At 35.6% G+C, this 18299-nt stretch carries 18 protein-coding genes; 15 read left to right on the forward strand and 3 right to left on the reverse strand.

Annotation, left to right across the window (positions count from 1 at the left end; all coding sequences use genetic code 11):
• The first annotated feature begins 133 nt into the window (after positions 1-133).
• From porQ to B8967_RS03560, 5 genes are all read left to right on the forward strand, one after another.
• The gene (gene porQ, locus B8967_RS03540) at positions 134-1126 is read left to right on the forward strand and encodes a type IX secretion system protein PorQ (RefSeq protein WP_084084445.1); all 993 of its coding nucleotides are present in this window, start codon (positions 134-136) and stop codon (positions 1124-1126) included.
• Positions 1127-1198: 72 nt separating this feature from the next.
• Positions 1199-1873, forward strand: a complete 675-nt coding sequence (cmk, locus tag B8967_RS03545; protein WP_047495998.1) for a (d)CMP kinase — start codon at positions 1199-1201, stop codon at positions 1871-1873.
• A gap of 96 nt (positions 1874-1969) precedes the next feature.
• On the forward strand, positions 1970-2320 hold the full coding sequence (locus tag B8967_RS03550) for a YtxH domain-containing protein (RefSeq protein ID WP_047496001.1): 351 nt from the start codon (positions 1970-1972) through the stop codon (positions 2318-2320).
• An 80-nt stretch (positions 2321-2400) separates the two neighbouring features.
• Positions 2401-2709, forward strand: coding sequence for a phage holin family protein (locus B8967_RS03555; protein ID WP_047496002.1), 309 nt, complete (start codon positions 2401-2403; stop codon positions 2707-2709).
• Positions 2710-2712: 3 nt separating this feature from the next.
• Positions 2713-3210, forward strand: a complete 498-nt coding sequence (locus B8967_RS03560) for a phosphoribosyl-ATP pyrophosphatase (protein WP_084084447.1) — start codon at positions 2713-2715, stop codon at positions 3208-3210.
• A 136-nt stretch (positions 3211-3346) separates the two neighbouring features.
• On the opposite strand, the gene B8967_RS03565 is transcribed toward B8967_RS03560, so the two are convergent.
• Positions 3347-4072 (reverse strand): TrmH family RNA methyltransferase, encoded by a 726-nt coding sequence (locus B8967_RS03565; RefSeq protein WP_047496009.1) that lies wholly within the window; start codon positions 4070-4072, stop codon positions 3347-3349.
• Here B8967_RS03565 and B8967_RS03570 point away from each other — a divergent pair.
• Positions 4058-6658 carry a translocation and assembly module lipoprotein TamL gene (locus tag B8967_RS03570; RefSeq protein WP_084084449.1) on the forward strand — a complete coding sequence of 867 codons (2601 nt, stop codon included), beginning with the start codon at positions 4058-4060 and terminating at the stop codon, positions 6656-6658. The two genes, B8967_RS03565 and B8967_RS03570, sit on opposite strands and share 15 nt — an antisense overlap.
• On the opposite strand, the gene B8967_RS03575 is transcribed toward B8967_RS03570, so the two are convergent.
• Both B8967_RS03575 and B8967_RS03580 read right to left on the reverse strand, forming a co-directional pair.
• The gene (locus tag B8967_RS03575; protein WP_047496014.1) at positions 6655-7272 is read right to left on the reverse strand and encodes a SanA/YdcF family protein; all 618 of its coding nucleotides are present in this window, start codon (positions 7270-7272) and stop codon (positions 6655-6657) included. The two genes, B8967_RS03570 and B8967_RS03575, sit on opposite strands and share 4 nt — an antisense overlap.
• Positions 7269-8393 (reverse strand): ferredoxin--NADP reductase, encoded by a 1125-nt coding sequence (locus B8967_RS03580; RefSeq protein ID WP_084084451.1) that lies wholly within the window; start codon positions 8391-8393, stop codon positions 7269-7271. Before B8967_RS03580 ends, B8967_RS03575 begins: the two co-directional genes overlap by 4 nt.
• 32 nt (positions 8394-8425) lie before the next feature.
• Here B8967_RS03580 and B8967_RS03585 point away from each other — a divergent pair, with 32 nt between their 5' ends.
• The 9 genes from B8967_RS03585 to B8967_RS03625 all read left to right on the forward strand — a co-directional run bounded on the left by B8967_RS03585 (position 8426) and on the right by B8967_RS03625 (position 18256).
• Complete coding sequence (locus tag B8967_RS03585; RefSeq protein ID WP_084084453.1) at positions 8426-8983, forward strand: TlpA family protein disulfide reductase; 558 nt, start codon at positions 8426-8428, stop codon at positions 8981-8983.
• A 25-nt stretch (positions 8984-9008) separates the two neighbouring features.
• Positions 9009-9980 (forward strand): FecCD family ABC transporter permease, encoded by a 972-nt coding sequence (locus B8967_RS03590; protein ID WP_084084455.1) that lies wholly within the window; start codon positions 9009-9011, stop codon positions 9978-9980.
• Between the two features lie 246 nt (positions 9981-10226).
• A complete protein-coding gene (locus B8967_RS03595; protein WP_084084457.1) occupies positions 10227-10604 on the forward strand; it encodes a GxxExxY protein in 378 nt (125 codons plus the stop codon).
• A 101-nt stretch (positions 10605-10705) separates the two neighbouring features.
• On the forward strand, positions 10706-11629 hold the full coding sequence (locus B8967_RS03600) for an ABC transporter ATP-binding protein (protein WP_084084459.1): 924 nt from the start codon (positions 10706-10708) through the stop codon (positions 11627-11629).
• Between the two features lie 162 nt (positions 11630-11791).
• Complete coding sequence (locus B8967_RS03605; RefSeq protein WP_373866368.1) at positions 11792-12241, forward strand: MarR family winged helix-turn-helix transcriptional regulator; 450 nt, start codon at positions 11792-11794, stop codon at positions 12239-12241.
• A 55-nt stretch (positions 12242-12296) separates the two neighbouring features.
• Positions 12297-14702, forward strand: coding sequence for a 3-hydroxyacyl-CoA dehydrogenase/enoyl-CoA hydratase family protein (locus B8967_RS03610; RefSeq protein ID WP_084084939.1), 2406 nt, complete (start codon positions 12297-12299; stop codon positions 14700-14702).
• 39 nt (positions 14703-14741) lie between these two features.
• Positions 14742-15095: a four helix bundle protein gene (locus B8967_RS03615; RefSeq protein ID WP_047496033.1), complete on the forward strand. Its 354-nt coding sequence runs from the start codon at positions 14742-14744 to the stop codon at positions 15093-15095.
• Between the two features lie 90 nt (positions 15096-15185).
• Entirely contained in the window at positions 15186-16364 is a 1179-nt protein-coding gene (locus B8967_RS03620) for a thiolase family protein (RefSeq protein ID WP_047496036.1), read from the forward strand.
• 116 nt (positions 16365-16480) lie between these two features.
• Complete coding sequence (locus B8967_RS03625; protein ID WP_084084461.1) at positions 16481-18256, forward strand: acyl-CoA dehydrogenase family protein; 1776 nt, start codon at positions 16481-16483, stop codon at positions 18254-18256.
• Positions 18257-18299: the final 43 nt, after the last annotated feature.

Raw genomic sequence — 18299 nt, forward strand, 5'->3', positions numbered from 1 at the left:
TTCTCCAAAATTTGATTTTGCAAATATAATCATTATAGATATTGATGAAAGAAAAATATTTAATTAGAAATAATGTCAGAAATATTTTGAAAAGTACGAAAAAGGATTATTTTTGCATTAATTATAAATTGAATTGAAGAAAATTATCATTTTTTCATTATTTCTATCAGGAATTGTTTCTTATGCACAAACAGGAACAAATGTTTATCCGTTCTTAAATATACCTGTATCTGCAAGACAAGCCGCTTTAGGTGGTGATGCAATTTCGATAAGAGATTATGATGTTTCCTTTGCTATTGCAAACCCTGCCCTGTTAAATAAAGATTCTGACAAACAGCTTTCCGTGAATGCCACAGCTTATCTGGCTGATTCAAAATATGGAACCATAGCGTATGCCAAAGATTTTGACAATGGTCATATGGCCACCATCAATGCCCGGTACATGAGCTATGGAAGTATTCCGAGGACTGATGAAAGTGGTTTTGAAAATGGAGAATTTAAAGCTTCTGATGTTGCTATTGGTGCAGGCTATGCATACCAGTTTGAAGAAGACTGGACGATTGGTGGAGGAATTAATTTTGTGACTTCAAAAATTGATAATTATACTTCTTCTGCCATTTCAGGAACTGCAGGGGTTACCTATCACAATAAAAAGAACAAAGAAGTTCTTTCCCTTGTACTAAGGAATTTTGGGTTCCAGCTGAAATCATTCAATGGAGTAAAGGAAAATCTTCCCTTCAGAGTGGATTTAGGATACACCAAAATATTAAAAACCTTTCCTCTTGCGGTTACTATTACCGCTCATGATCTTCAGCAGTTTGATATTTCTTCGGAATTTAATACAGACGGACAAAAAGTGAATGCCGGCAGAAAAATTGCCGACCACTTTTCTCTGGGAGCAGAACTATTCCCAGAAAAGAACTTTAACATAAGACTGGGATACAACGTGAAAAGAGGAAATGAACTTGCAGTAGCAGATCAGAGAAACTTTTCAGGGCTTTCTGCAGGGTTTGGAGTTAAACTGTCAAGATTCCGTATAGATTATGCCCATGTAAGATATCACAACTCTTCTAACGTCAATCAGATAGGAATCTCAATGGACCTTTCCAGCCACAGAGGAGAATAAAAATAATCTTAATCCTTCTTAAAATTTCTTATTATTTCTTGATTTTCTAAAAAAAATCTTGAAATTTGCAGTATGAAAAAACCTGTAATAGCGATCGATGGGTACTCGTCTACCGGAAAAAGCTCTATCTCTAAAGTCATTGCTGATCAATTAGGACTTATTCATATGGATACCGGTGCACTTTACAGAGGGGTTACCTGGTATGCATTGCAGCATTGTTTGGATGAAAATGGCAACATTGATCTGAAAGCATTATTCGCTTCTTTGGATCAAATTGAGCTCGAATTTAAAAATAACGATGGAACATTGGTTCTTTTCCTTAATCAGACTGATATCTCTAAAGAAATCCGTTCGAATGAGGTTTCAGACCATGTAAGCGTGGTGGCTAAGCAAAAAGAAGTAAGAGACTTTTTACTGCAGTCTCAGCGTTCTTTGGCAGAAAAAGGCGGCGTTATTATGGATGGACGTGACATAGGGACAGTAGTTCTGCCAAAAGCGGACTATAAATTCTTTCTTACTGCCAGTATTGACGAAAGAACAAACAGAAGATTTCTTGAATTAAAAGGACTCGGAATTGAAGCAGATAAAGAGCAGGTAAAACAAAATCTTATTGAAAGAGACAAAATAGACAGTGAGCGTGAAATAGCCCCTCTAAAGCAGGCTGACGACGCAATTGTTATTGACAACTCTACATTGAGCAAAGAGGAAACAATACAACTTATGCTCTCCTATATTCAAAAGATTTAACAATTTTTAATAGGCTTAAAGCCTCCTTTGGTATACAAATTGTAAGTTTTATTACTGTAAAAAACTAATCTATTATTAACTATTAAAAAACTTATAATGTCTAGAAAAGAAAAAAATACAGCAGGTATATTAGCGGGACTTCTTGCAGGTGCTGCTGCGGGTGTAATCTTAGGTATGCTTTATGCACCGGAAGAAGGAAAAGAAACAAGAAAGAAAATCAAGAATAAGGCGAATGATTTAAAAGATCAGGCTAAAAATAAATATGGAGAAGTTTCTGAAAAAGTAAAAGACCAGTATGGTAATATCTCTTCCACTTTCAAAGAAACAGCGAATAATGTAGCGCATACCATGAAAGATGGATACGATAAGTATAAGGATCAGATTGTTTCTAAAACTGCAGACGTAGTGAAAGATGTAGAAGCAGAATTGAATGATCTAAAAAAATAAGTAATTTATCTTTTTTAAGTAAATTACAGAAAGGAACTTTTGTACAAAAGTTCCTTTTTTTGTAACTTTAAAAAAAAACAATGATAGAGACTATTAAAGAATACGCCTCGAAGAGAATAGATCTTCTGAAAATAGAAGCCACTGAAAAGTCTTCTCTTTCTGCCGGGCTCATTACCTACTTTGTAGTACTGCTTGTTGCTTTTGCTTTTTTTATTATTCTTTTCAATTTTGGAATTGCATTTCTCATTGGCAAAGCATTAGATAATTATTCCTATGGATTCTTAATTGTTGCTGCATTTTATGCCTTAGTAATGGCTTTTGTCATTGCTTTTAAAAATAAGATTGTCAATACTGTTGCAGATCAGGTTATTAAATTTTTAAATCATTAAACTATGGGCAGAAAATACGAAAGCATAGAAGAATTAAGAAGAAAGAAAAAACTGCTTCAGGGTGAAATTAATGATCTTGAGAATCTTCTTACCTTCAAGAACACAAAAGAAAGCTTAAGTGCCTTTACCAATGGGTTAACAGATCAGTATCTTCAGGAAAAAATAGATGAAGACGGAGACGAAAAAGTAGTCTTGAGAAAAGATGTAATTGCCAGACAGCTTACCTCAGAAGTGAAAGATCTGCTCATCAGTAAAAATACAGCTGTAGGTATCGCCAGTTCCGCGTTTAATGGAAATATTGCAGACGGCATTATAAAACTGGGCATTACTGCCATAGTGGGAAACTATGCCAAAAAGAATATGAAAAGTACCAACTGGAAAAATAAACTAGTTGGCGCTGCTTTAATATACCTCGCTCCTATTGCACTAAAATTTGTCAGAAAAAAGCTGGAGGTATACCAGAAAAATAAAAGTGTTTCAAGTATGGAACAGTTAATATAATGAGATATAGACTCTAGATATCAGATGCGGTACTTTATACATTAGATCAGTTGATTAAATTAAAATAGTACATATTTATGATTAATAACTACTGTCAAAGTTCTCTGTCTGATATCTGATGTCTTTAATCTGATTTCTATTTTGAAAAAAGCTGTCCTAAAATAATTCCCGCCGCCATTGATACATTCAGGCTTTCTGTAGATTGGGAACTTCCAAATCTTGGAATAGTGATACACTGTTGAAGAAGTGCTTCTGTTTCCGGTCTCATTCCGTTTCCTTCATTTCCTAAGATCAGATTTATCTTTTCCGGTTTTTCAAAACTATAAATACTTTCACCATCCATATCGGTTCCGATATTTACGTTATCCGTTTCTGAAAGATATTCCACAAGATCAGTATATACTATATTTACTCTGGTAAAAGATCCCATACTGGCCTGGATTACTTTTGGATTATAGAAATCGACAGTATCTTCACTGCAGATGATCTGTTCTATCCCAAACCAATCTGCAAGACGGATAATGGTTCCCAAATTTCCGGGATCCTGAATACCATCCAAAACAAGCTGAATATTTTTATCCTCCATTCTCTCTTCGGCAGCAAGATAACATACTGCTACGGAATCTTTCGGAGTTTTAAGGAAACTAATTTTTTTTAACTCATTTTCAGAGATATGGGAAACAGGAATATCAGTACGGTCCAATTTTTGCGGATCGGTTGAGAATATTTCTTTAACTTTAATATTAGAATTAGGAAGTTCACAAATGATTTTATTACCTTCAACCAAAAACAAATTGTATTTTTGTCTGAACTTCTTTTTATCTAAAGACTGTAAAATTTTTATTGTATGAGCTGTAAGCATTATAAGAATTCTCCTCAAAAGTATTATAAAATTATATCATTTGCAACATTTGTTGGTCTCCTTTATGCTTGTAGTACGACAAAAAAAGTTCCGGATGGTGAATATCTGCTCACCAGAAACAGCTTTGAATTCGAAGATAAGAAAGAGTTTTTTGATGAAGAACTGAAAGATTACGTTCAGCAGAAACCTAACAAAAAACAGCTTCTATTCATGCCTTTAACATTGGCTTTCTACAATATGGCCAATTCCAAATACGATACGATACTTAATGAATATATGACCTATCCCCGGGAGATGAGAAATCAAAATCTAAGGGATTCTTTATTCATCAAATATAATATGCAAAGCAGTGTTGGAAAAAGTCTGTTTTTTGACCGTGTATTGCACAACTGGGGTACACCACCGGTAATTTTAGATCAGACAAGAAGTGAAAAAAGTACTGAATCTATCAAAAAAAGACTTATATACAGAGGTTTTTGGGATGCAGATGTAAAATTCAAACAAAATCTGGATTCTGCCTCCAAAAAAGCAGCCGTCAATTATTTCATCAAACATAATGATCCTACTTATATTAAAGATTATTATTACAATATTCCGGATCAGGGTATAAAAAATATATATTCTCACCTGAAAGAAAAAACCCTTATCAGATCGGGACAAATTCTTGACCAAACAGTTCTTGAAAAAGAGGTGACGAGAATTACAGACCTGATGAAAGATTTTGGATACTATAAATTCAACAGTTCCAATGATGAGGTCTATTTCATAGCAGATTCTATTAAGAGTAAGAAACAGGTTCCCCTGACGCTGGAGATTCATAAAGATTCTCTAGACCGTCCTTATAAAGTAGCCACTTTCGGAAATATAGATATTGCAATTGTTGACGAACCTAGTGACTTTCCAAAAAACACCGTTAAAGACAGCTTAAGAAGAGTAAGGTTCCATAAGATGAATGATAAATATAAAACGTCCTCATTATGGAGAGCTGTTATTGTAGACAGCAAACAGGTATATGACCAAAAGAAACTGGATGTCACCAAAAGGAACTTTATGGCCATGAACAATTTCAGTATTGTAAAAGCCCGGGATTCCCTAAGAAGAGGTGGCATCACTTCACCAAATGATAGCATTGTAGATGTATTGTATGTATTGAAACCACTTCCAAAATATGACCTTAAAGTAGGAACTGATGTCAATTATTCCCAGTTATTAAATCTGGGGATTTCTCCTTCTATAGACCTTACCACCCGTAATGTGTTTAGGGGAGCAGAAAATATTTCAACCAGTATTTCCGGAACCTTCGGATCTATCAGAAGTACACAGGATATTGATAAAAGAAGTACGGCATACGAAATATCTGCACAGGCTTCCCTTAATTTCCCAAGACTCTTACTTCCGTTTAATTATTATAAGTTTATTCCCAAACGTTATACTCCTACCTCCTCTATTTTATTGGGAGCCTCAATACAGAATAATATCGGATTGGGAAGACTCAATTTCAATACGGGGCTTAACTATCAGGCTAATGTGAATGATCAGATTTATCATAAGCTGACTTTATTTAATACCCAAATCAGTTTAACAAAAAACAAAGATGCTTATTACAGCTATTTTGTTAATGATGAAAGGGTAAAAGACGATATTTTTGGGAACTATTTTGCGTACAGACCCCAGATTGGAATCGATTATAAAAATAACAAGCTTAGTATTGATGAAGTTTCAAAACTTCTTTTACAGGATCAGGAATACCGTGGCAATCTGGACCAAAAGGGAACAGATCTTTTAACAGCTTTTAGAGGAACATTGGTCAATAAAGACAGGCAGACCCAAGATGTATTGATTTCTTCCATGATCTATAATTTTGTATATAGTGAAATTGGTAAGAAAGATTACCCTAATGCTTTCTATTTCAATGGTAAAGTAGAGCTTGCCGGTAATATTTTGAGCTTATTCAACAAAAAAGATAATGATGGTGGAGTTGTTACCTCACCTCAAAAAACCATTTTTGGAATTCCTTACGCTCAATTTATAAAATTTGATATCGACGCAAGGAAATATTTTAAATTCAATGGAAATCAGACATTGGTTCTTCGCCAGTTTATCGGAGTGGGTGTTCCTTATGGAAACTCTCAGGATATGCCTATTATTAAATCTTATTTCAATGGAGGTTCTAATGATATCAGAGCCTGGGTGGCCTTTGGCGGATTAGGTCCGGCAGACTCTCAGGTAGATGAAAGAGTACGTACCTATATGACCAATAATGTAAAACTTACCACAAACATCGAATACAGAATCCCTTTCAATAGTATGTATGAAGGAGCCTTATTTACAGATATTGGAAATACATGGAGTCTGCGTGATCATAATGACGGATATAATGACGAATTTAAACTGAATAAATTCCTGGGGCAAGTAGGTATTGGTAGTGGATTTGGATTGAGAATAAATATTGCCTACATCACCGCAAGGATAGATCTTGCTTATAAGATCTACGACCCCAATAAAGCGGAGGGAGACCGATGGAGAATCAAAAATATCCAGCCGTTTAAACCTACTCTTAATATTGCGTTTGGATATCCTTTTTAATCCGGAGAAACGCCTAAAACAAAATAAATTACAGCAATTACACGGGCGAGGATTTCCCTCGCCTGATTTCTGTAAAAACTTTCAGGTTTTGTGACATCCTGTGCATCAAAACCCAACGCATTCATATCGTTGTTTCTTGCAAAAAATAAGGCACGAAGGTTATGAAATCCCTGCGAAACGATAATCACATTTTTCTTCTTGTAAATATCTTTACACCGTAATATACTTTTATACGTATTGAAGCCTTTCGGATCTTCCACAATAATATCTCCCGGAACACCTTCCTGATTCACCAGATAGTTTTTCATTGCGGCAGGCTCATTATACCCTTTGCTCTTTTCTCCACTTACAATAATTTTTTTGATTTTCCCGTGATGATAGAGAAGTGCTGCCGCATCCATTCTTTTAGTAAAATAAGGATTGGATAGTCCCGATCTCATTTTAGGTGATGTTCCCAGAACCAAAGCGATTTCTCTTGGGGGAATCTTGGATATCTTGGTATAGGTACGGCCATTTGTAAGCCCGAAAACCCAGACATTACAGAAACATATCAGTAAAATTCCTAATTCTACCGATATGACACCGAGACCAAATATGTTTTTAAAAATTCTCAACTAAGATCAAAGTTAAGCTTTATTTTTTTACTTTTCACAATCGACATGCAGGCTAATATATGCCCTTGTCCTTCCTCCTTTTCAGTTAAATATTCATTTTCAAGGAGTTCCACTTCTCCTTCTTCCAAAGAACATTCGCAGCTTCCACAGATTCCAGATTTACAGGAGTAAGGTACAGGAAATTTTTGAATAAGAAGCTGTTGCAAAACTTTATCTCTGTTATCGGGAAGTATTGTTGCATATTTTTTTCCCAACATTGTAAACTCCACTTCAATATTTTCAATAAGAGGAAATTCCTTTTCTAAAGGGTAAATATCATCATTATATTCCTCAAAAAGTTCAAAATGAATATTCTTTTTTGGAATTCCATGATGATAGCAGGCATTAGCCAGCGTTTTTATCATTTCTCCCTTCCCACAGATCAGGACTTCATCTACCGCATCCCAGATGGTAGATTCTTCGTCTGTATCATCCAGATGCAGGATCTGATTGATGATCAAATTGAGTTTTTTCTCATCCAGCCTGCCATAGAAAAACTGATCCACTGTTTTTTCCTGTGAGAAAAAATAAAAAATCTGAAGCCTGTCTCCACAGGTTCTGGCAAGATGATCCAGCTGATCTTTGAAAATCAATTCCTCAGAACTCTTATTTCCAAAAAACAAAAAGAGTCTTGTCCTCGGCTCATTATGAAGAATATTTTTAAAATGACTTAAAACCGGAGTAATTCCAATACCTCCAGCAAAAGCAACAATAGTTCGGAATTCACTTGGCTTAGACCCTAAAGTAAATCTTCCGGCAGGCTCGCCTACCAACAACTGATCTCCTTCATTGTAATTCTGAAATAGCTGCGAAGTAGCTCCTTCAGGGGAATTAACCTTTATTCCCAAACAAATTTTCCCTTCATACGGAGCCGAAGTCATTGAATAATCATTAATCACTTCTTCACCATGAGACTGAAACTTTACACTCACATATTGCCCTGCCTCAAACTTAAAATTATCCCTTAAATTCTCAGGAATTTCAAACTCCAGAGAAAAAGTATTTTTGGTCAGTTCTTCCTTTTTCGCTACTTTTAACCAATGAAACTGTATCAGTTTCCCTTTATAGATTTGTTGTTCCATACTTCAATTCAAAAATAGATAAAAAATAATTTATGAAGAAGATAATTTTATCCACGCTTATTATTACGGCTCTTTTTAGCTGTAAAAAAGAAAGCCAGAAAACAGAAAATACCACTACAGATTCACTTTCAGTACCAAAAAATACAGCTGCTGAAACAACTGCGTATATTCCAAAAGAACTTTCTCCGGAAAATGTGGGTCAATATTTAGCTAAAAATAATGATACTTTATACGTAACGAATTTTTTTGCAACATGGTGTGGGCCGTGCATGAAAGAGATTCCTAGTTTTAAAAATAAAATGGAGGAATTGAAAGGGAAACCTGTAAAATTCACGTTTGTAAATCTTGATGAAAAATCAGATTGGGATGGTGCTGTGAAAAATTTTGTTGTAGAAAATAATCTGGGAGGTAGCGTTATTCTTTTGGATGGACAAAAATTAGATCCAACTTTCTTCTCCCGTAACTTCAAACAATGGGATGGAGGTTCTATTCCCTTCACTTTTATGAGAAAAGGTGATAAAACAGATGAGTATTTAGGAATGATGACGGAAGATGTACTGAATTCGAAAATCGATTCTTTTTTAAAGTAAAATATACAGAAACTCTTTCTGAATAATGTCAAAAAGGTTTAGAATCCTGTGTTTATTATTTCTGGTAGCTATTATTATAGGTGCTGGCATTAATCTGAACACAGGATTTTTAAGTTTAGAGCTGCACGATTTTTTTCAAGAATCTGCCCATAGCCAAATTGCTGAAATCCGTATCAACCGTGTTTTGGTTATGCTTCTTGCAGGAATCTCAATTCCTACCTCCGGTTTTCTGATGCAGGAATATTTTCAAAATCCATTAGCCGGTCCGGATATATTGGGGATTACTTCGGTAGCCAGTTTATCTGTAGCTTTTTACATTTTTTTCTCTCAGGATATCCTCCTTCCTGAATTTCTTCAAAACAGTTTTCTGAGTTTATCCTCTATCGGAGGAAGCTTAGTACTGATGCTGGTCTTGTTATCGATGTCTAATAAATTTCAGGATAAATCCTACCTTATTATTTTCGGATTCCTTATCTCGGCTTTTGCAGGAGCTATTGTTTCCCTGCTTCAGTTCTATGCCGAGAACCAAAGCCTTAAAAACTATATTCTATGGTCTTTTGGAGCTAATAATATGGTAAGCAGAAATCAGATTTATGTTTTATCTGTCCTTATATTAATAGGGCTATTCTTTTGTTTTAAAACCATAAAACCCCTGATCGGAAATTCTCTGGGAACATCTTATGCACAGAGCCTTGGGGTAAATTTAAAGCGTCTGAAGCTCTTAATCATTGTAGCATCCTCTCTCCTCTCCGCCTCTATTACGGCATTTTTAGGGCCTATCTTGTTCATTGGAATTATTGTTCCGCACTTCTGCAGACTGGTCTATAACCCGTCTAAACTATGGCAGCAGTGGATCCTGAATATGTTTTTAGGAATGCTGGTCATGTTATTTTTCTCCATCATTGCAGAAAAAACACAGATTCCATTGAATGTAATAAGCTCCGTTTTTGGTATTCCAGTGATCCTGATGATGCTTTTAAACCAAAATAAAATCTGATTTGGGTTGGTATACGCTAAGACGCAAAGAAATTTTTAAACTATAATGTTATTAAGACGCAAGGATTTTATCTCCGATAAAATTAAATCCCACATTGCTAAAATGGTAGTTCATATACCAATCAAGACCAAAAGTATTTCCTGAAAATCTTTGATTTTCTTGCGCCTTAAAATATACGCAATTCATGAGCCCCCTTGCGCCTTTGCGTTTACCCAACAATTCATATATTTATTTAAAATACCACAAATGACAGAAAATGAATTATCAAGAATTGTTTTTGATATGGGTTTAAAAATCCATAAAAAACTTGGAGCAGGATTATTTGAGCATGTATATGAAGAATGCATGTTTTATGAACTAACTAAAGCAGGACTTTTAGTAGAAAAACAAAAATTGCTCCCCATTGTTTATGAAGATTTAAGAATCGAGAATGCTTTCAGGTTAGATATTATTATTGAAAATAAATTGATTTTAGAGATAAAAACAGTTGATTATATAAACCCTACCCATAAAGCTCAACTTTTAACCTACTTAAAAATGACAAATTGCAAATTAGGCTTATTACTTAACTTTCAATCCAATGTTTTCAAAGATGGAGTAACAAGAGTTGTCAATCATTTATAAACTATAAAAAGTATAAAAAACTGGCAAAGTCAAATTCTTTGCGCCTTAAAAACAGTATTTTTGTAAGATATTTCGCGATTTTGCGTTTAACCACCTCAAATATGCATCTACAAGTAAAACAAGCCAACATCGGTTACCAGACCACTTTAATATCCAATGCTAATGCAGAGGCAAAGCTTGGTGATGTATGCCTGTTGATCGGCAATAACGGGGTTGGGAAAACGACATTAATCAAATCTATTCTCCATCAGATTTCTTTACGGAGTGGAGAAATAGTAATTAATGGTAAAAATGTAAAAAAGTTTTCCGTAAAAGAGATTGCTGAGCAGATTGCTGTTGTCTTTTCAAAATCAGTTGTTCCAAAGCATTATACGGTTGAAGATCTTATTTCGTTGGGGAAATATATTTACTATCCTTTTTATTTTGAATTAAAAGAAGAAGACCGAAAAGAAGTCACTCATATTATTGAGGAATTAGATTTAACCCAATACCAACATACCCTTCTTAAAAACCTTTCGGACGGTAATCTTCAGAAAGCTTTTATCGGACGGGCTATAACGCAGAATTCCCCTGTTATTATTCTGGATGAACCCACTACTCATCTGGATGAGAAAAATAAGATTATCATTCTTAAAACCCTTAGAAAGCTGGCTAAAGAACAGAATAAACTTATCCTGTTTTCTTCTCATGACTGGAGGCTGGCGAAGGAATTTGCAGATAAAATATGGTATATCAAGGATAATCAGCTATACTCGGGAATTGTAGAAGATATTTTGATTCAGAATGAGGAACTGACTACCACTTCTTTATTTCAAATGAGTGAGAATTTTATAGCCCCTCATATCTCGGCACCCCAGGTTTATAAAGAAATGCTGTATTCTCTGCTGCAAAAAAACTTCCAAAAAGATCTTTCCGCCTTCCATTTCGATCTCCAGAACCATTTTTGGGTAATTACTAAAGATAACACGAAACAACAATGCCAATCCTTTGAAGAAATCATTGATTTCATTGGAAACATTCATTAATACTTAGTTTTTATTACTTATTTCACATACTATGCATGCATAGTATTATGCTAATCATACAATTTAATCCACTCAATATCAGATTATTAACAAAATTTAACGTTAGTAAATACTATGCATGCATAATATTTACTAAATTTGGGTAAAACCATTAGCGCAAAAATGATGGATAGAGATAAAATAGAAAACGTAGACTTAATTTTAAAGCAGACCTGGCTGGCTGTTTCAAAAATGTACACAGAATTAGCCCAGGAACATGATTCTACAGCAGTACAGGCCCTTACCCTTCTTAAAATTGATCCCAAAGAAGGAACCCGAAGTACGAATCTTGGCCCTAAGATGGCCATAGAGCCGACCTCTTTGACCAGGATTATCAAACTTTTGGAAGATAACGGATATATCTATAAGGAAAAGACAACCACCGATAAAAGAGAGGTGATCATTAAACTTACAGATAAAGGTTTGAATTCAAGAAATATGTCTAAGGAAGTAGTCGTCAACTTTAATAAAAAGGTGATGGAAAAAATTGCTCCTGAGAAGCTTGAAACTTTCAAAGACGTCATGACTGAAATCATGAAGATAGCCAACGAATTATTAAATAACAGAAAATAAATTATAATGAAACCGTATGGTTACATACGACCTTATTAAAAATAAAAATTTACATATGAAAAGAAGAATCAAACATGTAACGGTTCTTGGTTCAGGAATTATGGGAAGCGGTATCGCAGCTCACTTCGCCAACATCGGTGTTGAAGTGTCACTTTTGGATATTGTTCCTTTTGAACTGACTGAAGCTGAGCAGAAAAAAGGTTTGACCAAAGATGACAAAGTAGTAAGAAACAGAATTGCTACCGAAAACTTTGAAAAACTGAAAAAAGCAAGTCCTGCACTTCTTTATTCTCCAAAGTTTGCAGATAGAATCAAAGTAGGAAACTTCGATGATGATCTACAGAAAATAAAAAATACAGACTGGATCATTGAAGTAGTGGTAGAAAGACTTGATATCAAGAAATCGGTATACGAAAAGATTGAACAGTTCAGAAAGCCGGGTACATTGATTTCTTCTAATACATCCGGTATTCCGATCCATTTCTTAACAGAAGGAAGAAGTGAGGATTTCAAAAAATATTTTGCTGGAACACACTTCTTTAATCCGGTAAGATATCTTCCTCTTTTAGAGATTATCCCTACCAACGATACTGATCCTGAGATTATAGATTTCTATATGAATTATGGAGCTAAATTCCTGGGTAAAACTACCGTTCTGGCAAAAGATACTCCAGCATTTATCGCCAACAGAATTGGTGTATTTTCTATGATGGATCTTCTTCATAATGTACAGAAATTAGGATTAACGGTTTCTGATGTAGATAAATTGACAGGTCCTGTCATTGGACGTCCTAAATCTGCAACATTCAGAACCGCTGATGTAGTAGGTCTTGATACATTGGTAATGGTAGCAAACGGAGTTCGTCAAAGCGGCGCTGAAGCTAACGATTTCAATGATATATTTGCTCTTCCAGGTTATATCCAGAAAATGATGGATAATAAATGGTTAGGATCAAAAACAGAACAGGGCTTCTATAAAAAAGTAAAAAATGCTGAAGGTAAATCTGAAATTCACGGATTAAACCTTGATACTTTAGAATACGAACTTCAGGGAAAATCTTCATTCCCTACCCTTGAGCTTACAAAAACGATCGACAAACCAATCGACAGATTCAAAGTATTGATCGGTGGTAAAGATAAAGCGGGTGAATTGTATAGAAAATCTTTAGGAGCACTATTCGCTTACGTTTCTCATAAAGTTCCTGAAATTTCTGACGAGGTTTACAAAATTGATGATGCTATGAGAGCCGGTTTCGGATGGGAAAATGGCCCGTTTGAGATCTGGGATGCCGTAGGAGTAGCAAAAGGTACAGAGCTGGCAAAAGATGCCGGATATGAAGTTTCAGACTGGGTAAAAGTTTTAGCCGACAAAGGAGAAACCTTCTATAAAGTAAATGATGAAGGACAAAGCATCTTTTACGACAAAAACTCAGGAAACTATAATAATATTCCGGGACAAGATGCTTTCATCATCTTAGATAATATCAGAAAGAACAAAACAATCTGGAGTAATTCAGGAGCTGCTATTGAAGATTTAGGAGACGGAATCATCAACTTTGAGATCCGTTCCAAAATGAACTCTCTTGGAGGCGAAGTTCTTGACGGCTTAAACAGAGCAATTGATTTAGCAGAAAAAGAATACGATGGACTGGTTGTAGGAAACCAGGGTTCTAACTTCTCTGTAGGAGCTAACCTTGCGATGATCCTTATGATGGCTATTGAGCAGGATTGGGATGATTTAAATATGGCGATCGCCTACTTCCAGAAAACAATGATGAGAGTAAGATACTCCTCTATTCCTGTAGTAGTTGCTCCTCACGGAATGACTTTAGGAGGTGGTTGTGAAATGACCATGCATGCAGACAGAGTGGTTGCCGCAGCAGAAACATACATCGGACTGGTAGAAACTGGAGTGGGTGTAATTCCTGGAGGAGGTGGTACAAAAGAACTTACCCTAAGAACTTCAAGAGAATTCCATAGCGATGACGTTAAAAACAACAGACTTCGTGAGGCTTTCATGAACATTGCTATGGGTAAAGTAGCCACTTCAGCTTACGAGGCTTACGATATGGGAATCCTTGAAAAAGGTAAAGACATCGTTTCAGTAAGCAAAAACAGACAGATTGCAGAAGCTAAAAAGGTAGCAAAACTATTAGCGGAACAAGGATATACCCAGCCTATCGAACAAAGAGTAAAAGTATTAGGTAAAGATGCACTAGGAATGTTCTACGTAGGAACAGACCAGATGCTTACCGGAAACTATATTTCTGCTCACGACAAGAAAATTGCAGATAAACTGGCCAATGTAATGGTAGGTGGAAATCTATCTGAACCAACAGTAGTTACCGAACAATACTTACTGAACCTTGAAAGAGAAACATTCTTATCCCTTTGCGGAGAAAGAAAAACCCTTGAAAGAATCCAGTACATGTTGCAGAATGGAAAACCGTTGAGAAATTAATTTGTATAATGTCGGTTGTAAAATGTAAAAAGTATTGACATGCACAACTTTAGAGAACTAGAAGTTTGGAAAAAATCAATTATGCTGTGTAAGCATTATTATTTAATTTCCAAGGATTTCCCTAAAGATGAATTGTTTGGATTAACATCTCAATCAAGAAGAAGTTTATATTCTATTCCTTCAAATATTGCTGAAGGAGCCGGAAGAGACAGTAATCCTCAATTTTGTCAGTTCTTAAACATTGCATTAGGTTCATCATTTGAATTTGAAACTCAGGCTATAATCAGCAATGATTTAGGTTTTATAAAGGAAAATGACTTTGAATTACTAATGACCGAAATCAGACATATTCAAAATATGATAATTAAATTAAAACAAAATTATTCAAAATAGAATTGTACAAAGTACAGTGTGGGTATATAAAATCTTGTAACAAGTACAGCCGACATTTTACATTATACATTTTACAAAAATTTATAAAAAATGAAACAAGCATATATAGTAAAGGGTTTTAGATCTGCCGTTGGAAAAGCTCCAAAAGGAAGTTTAAGATTCACAAGACCTGACGTCATGGCAGCTACCGTTATTGAAAAATTAATGGCTGAGCTTCCACAATTAGATAAAAACAGAATTGATGACCTTATTGTTGGGAATGCTATGCCGGAAGCTGAACAAGGGCTTAACGTGGCACGTCTGATCTCCTTAATGGGGTTAAATACAGACAAAGTTCCGGGAGTGACAGTTAACAGATACTGTGCTTCAGGAAGTGAAGCTATTGCTATTGCTTCAGCAAAAATTCAGGCCGGAATGGCTGATTGTATTATTGCCGGTGGTACAGAATCTATGTCTTATATTCCAATGGGAGGTTACAAACCGGTTCCTGAAACGGATATTGCAAAGACTAACCCTGATTACTACTGGGGAATGGGTTACACCGCTGAAGAAGTAGCCAAGCAATATAATATCACAAGAGAAGAGCAGGATCAGTTTGCTTTTGAATCTCATGTAAAAGCCTTAAAAGCTAATCAGGAAGGAAAATTTGTCAATCAGATTGTTCCGATCCCGGTAGAATATAATTTCCTGGATGAAAATCAGAAAATGCAGACTAAAAAGTTCGATTTCTCTGTAGACGAAGGTCCAAGAAAAGACACTTCTTTTGAAGGGTTATCAAAATTAAGACCTGTATTTGCCAACGGAGGTAGTGTAACTGCCGGAAACTCTTCTCAGATGAGTGACGGAGCTGCTTTTGTAATGGTAATGAGTGAAGAAATGGTGAAGGAATTAGGATTGGAACCGGAAGCAAGACTGGTAGCTTATGCAGCTGCAGGACTTGAACCGAGAATCATGGGAATGGGACCTATTTATGCGATTCCAAAAGCGTTAAAACAGGCTGGTTTAGAATTAAAAGATATTGACTTGATTGAACTTAATGAAGCTTTCGCTTCTCAGTCTGTTGCTATTAAAAAAGAACTGGGCCTAAACCCTGATATTTTAAATGTAAACGGAGGGGCAATCGCTCTTGGGCATCCACTGGGATGTACAGGAACCAAGCTTACCGTTCAGCTTTTAGACGAAATGAGAAAGCGTGGCAACAAATACGGAATGGTTTCTATGTGTGTAGGAACAGGGCAAGGTGCTGCTTCAATTTTTGAATTGCTGTAATTGTACAATGTCGGTTGTATAATGTATAAAGTAATAAGACTTACAAAATAATACCCTAAGAAAAGTACAATGTACATTTTACATTATACTTTTTACAAAAAATAAAAAAAACAAATATGGCTACATTAAAAGGCGGGGAATTCCTAATTAAACAAATTCCTGCAAACGAAATTTTCAGTATTGAAGAACTGAACGAAGAACAAAAAATGCTTCGTGATTCTGCAAAAGAATTTATTGACAGAGAGGTGGTTCCTCAAAAAGAGCGTTTTGAAAAGAAAGATTATGCATTAACTGAAGAAACAATGCGTAAATTGGGTGAAATGGGAATGCTTGGGATATCTGTTCCTGAAGAATACGGAGGTTTAGGAATGGGCTTTGTAACGACCATGCTTGCCTGTGATTACATTTCCGGGGCTACAGGATCATTAGCAACAGCTTACGGTGCTCATACGGGTATTGGAACTCTTCCTATCGTTCTTTATGGAACTGAAGAGCAAAAGAAAAAATACCTTCCGGACCTGGCAACAGGAACAAAATTCGGAGCTTACTGTTTAACGGAACCGGATGCTGGTTCTGATGCCAACTCAGGAAAAACAAGAGCTAAACTTTCCGAAGACGGAAAACACTATATTATCAATGGTCAGAAAATGTGGATCTCCAATGCAGGATTTGCAGATACATTCACATTATTTGCTAAAATTGATGATGATAAAAATATCACAGGTTTTATAATTAACCGTTCTGAACTTGAGAATCCTGAAAGCTTAACTTTCGGTGAAGAAGAACATAAACTAGGTATTCGCGCCTCTTCTACCCGTCAGGTATTCTTTAATGATATGAAAATTCCTGTAGAAAATCTTTTAGGAGAAAGAAACAACGGTTTTAAAATTGCTTTAAATGCGCTTAACGTTGGCCGTATCAAATTAGCGGCAGCTTGTTTAGATGCACAGAGAAGAATTTTAAACCACTCTATCCAATATTCTAACGAGAGAAAGCAGTTTGGAGTTTCTATTTCAACTTTCGGGGCGATCAGAAAGAAAATTGCTGAAATGGCTACCGGTGTATTCGTAAGTGAAGCTGGTTCTTACAGAGGGGCAAAGGATATTCAGGATAAAATTGACGAATTGGTTGCTGGCGGAATGGATCATCAGGCAGCTGAGCTGAAAGGTGTTGAAGAATTCGCTGTAGAATGCTCAATCCTTAAAGTATTCGTTTCTGACCTTGCACAGCACACTGCTGATGAAGGAATCCAGGTATACGGAGGAATGGGATTCTCTGAAGACACTCCAATGGAATCTGCATGGAGAGATTCAAGAATTTCAAGAATCTATGAAGGAACGAACGAAATCAACAGATTGTTAGCAGTAGGAATGCTTATTAAAAGAGCAATGAAAGGTGAATTAGACCTTTTATCTCCTGCAATGGCAATCAGCAAGGAGTTGATGGGAATCCCTTCATTTGAAGTTCCTGATTATTCAGAATTTATGAGTGAGGAAAAAGCAATTATCGCAAACCTTAAGAAAGTTTTCCTAATGGTTTCAGGAGCTGCTCTTCAGAAATATATGATGGATATTGAAAAGCAACAACATTTATTATTAAATGCTTCTGAAATCCTTAACCAGATCTATATGGCAGAATCTGCGGTATTAAGAGTTGAGAAACATTTCTCTCCTGATTCTGTACAAGCTGCAATGGCTCAGCTAAACCTTTACAAGGCTGTTGAGAAGATCATCGTTGCTGCTAAAGAAGGAATTATTTCTTTTGCTGAAGGTGATGAGCAAAGAATGATGCTTTCAGGATTAAGAAGATTTACAAAATATGCTAATCATCCAAATGTAGTGGCCTTAACTGAAAAAGTAGCGGCTCATTATATTGAAAAAGGAGCTTATTAGTCTTTTATAACATAAATTTGATTCAAAACGTCCCATTTTGGGG

Origin of the sequence: Chryseobacterium sp. YR221, from assembly GCF_900176315.1 — a bacterium.
GTDB lineage: Bacteria > Bacteroidota > Bacteroidia > Flavobacteriales > Weeksellaceae > Chryseobacterium > Chryseobacterium rhizosphaerae.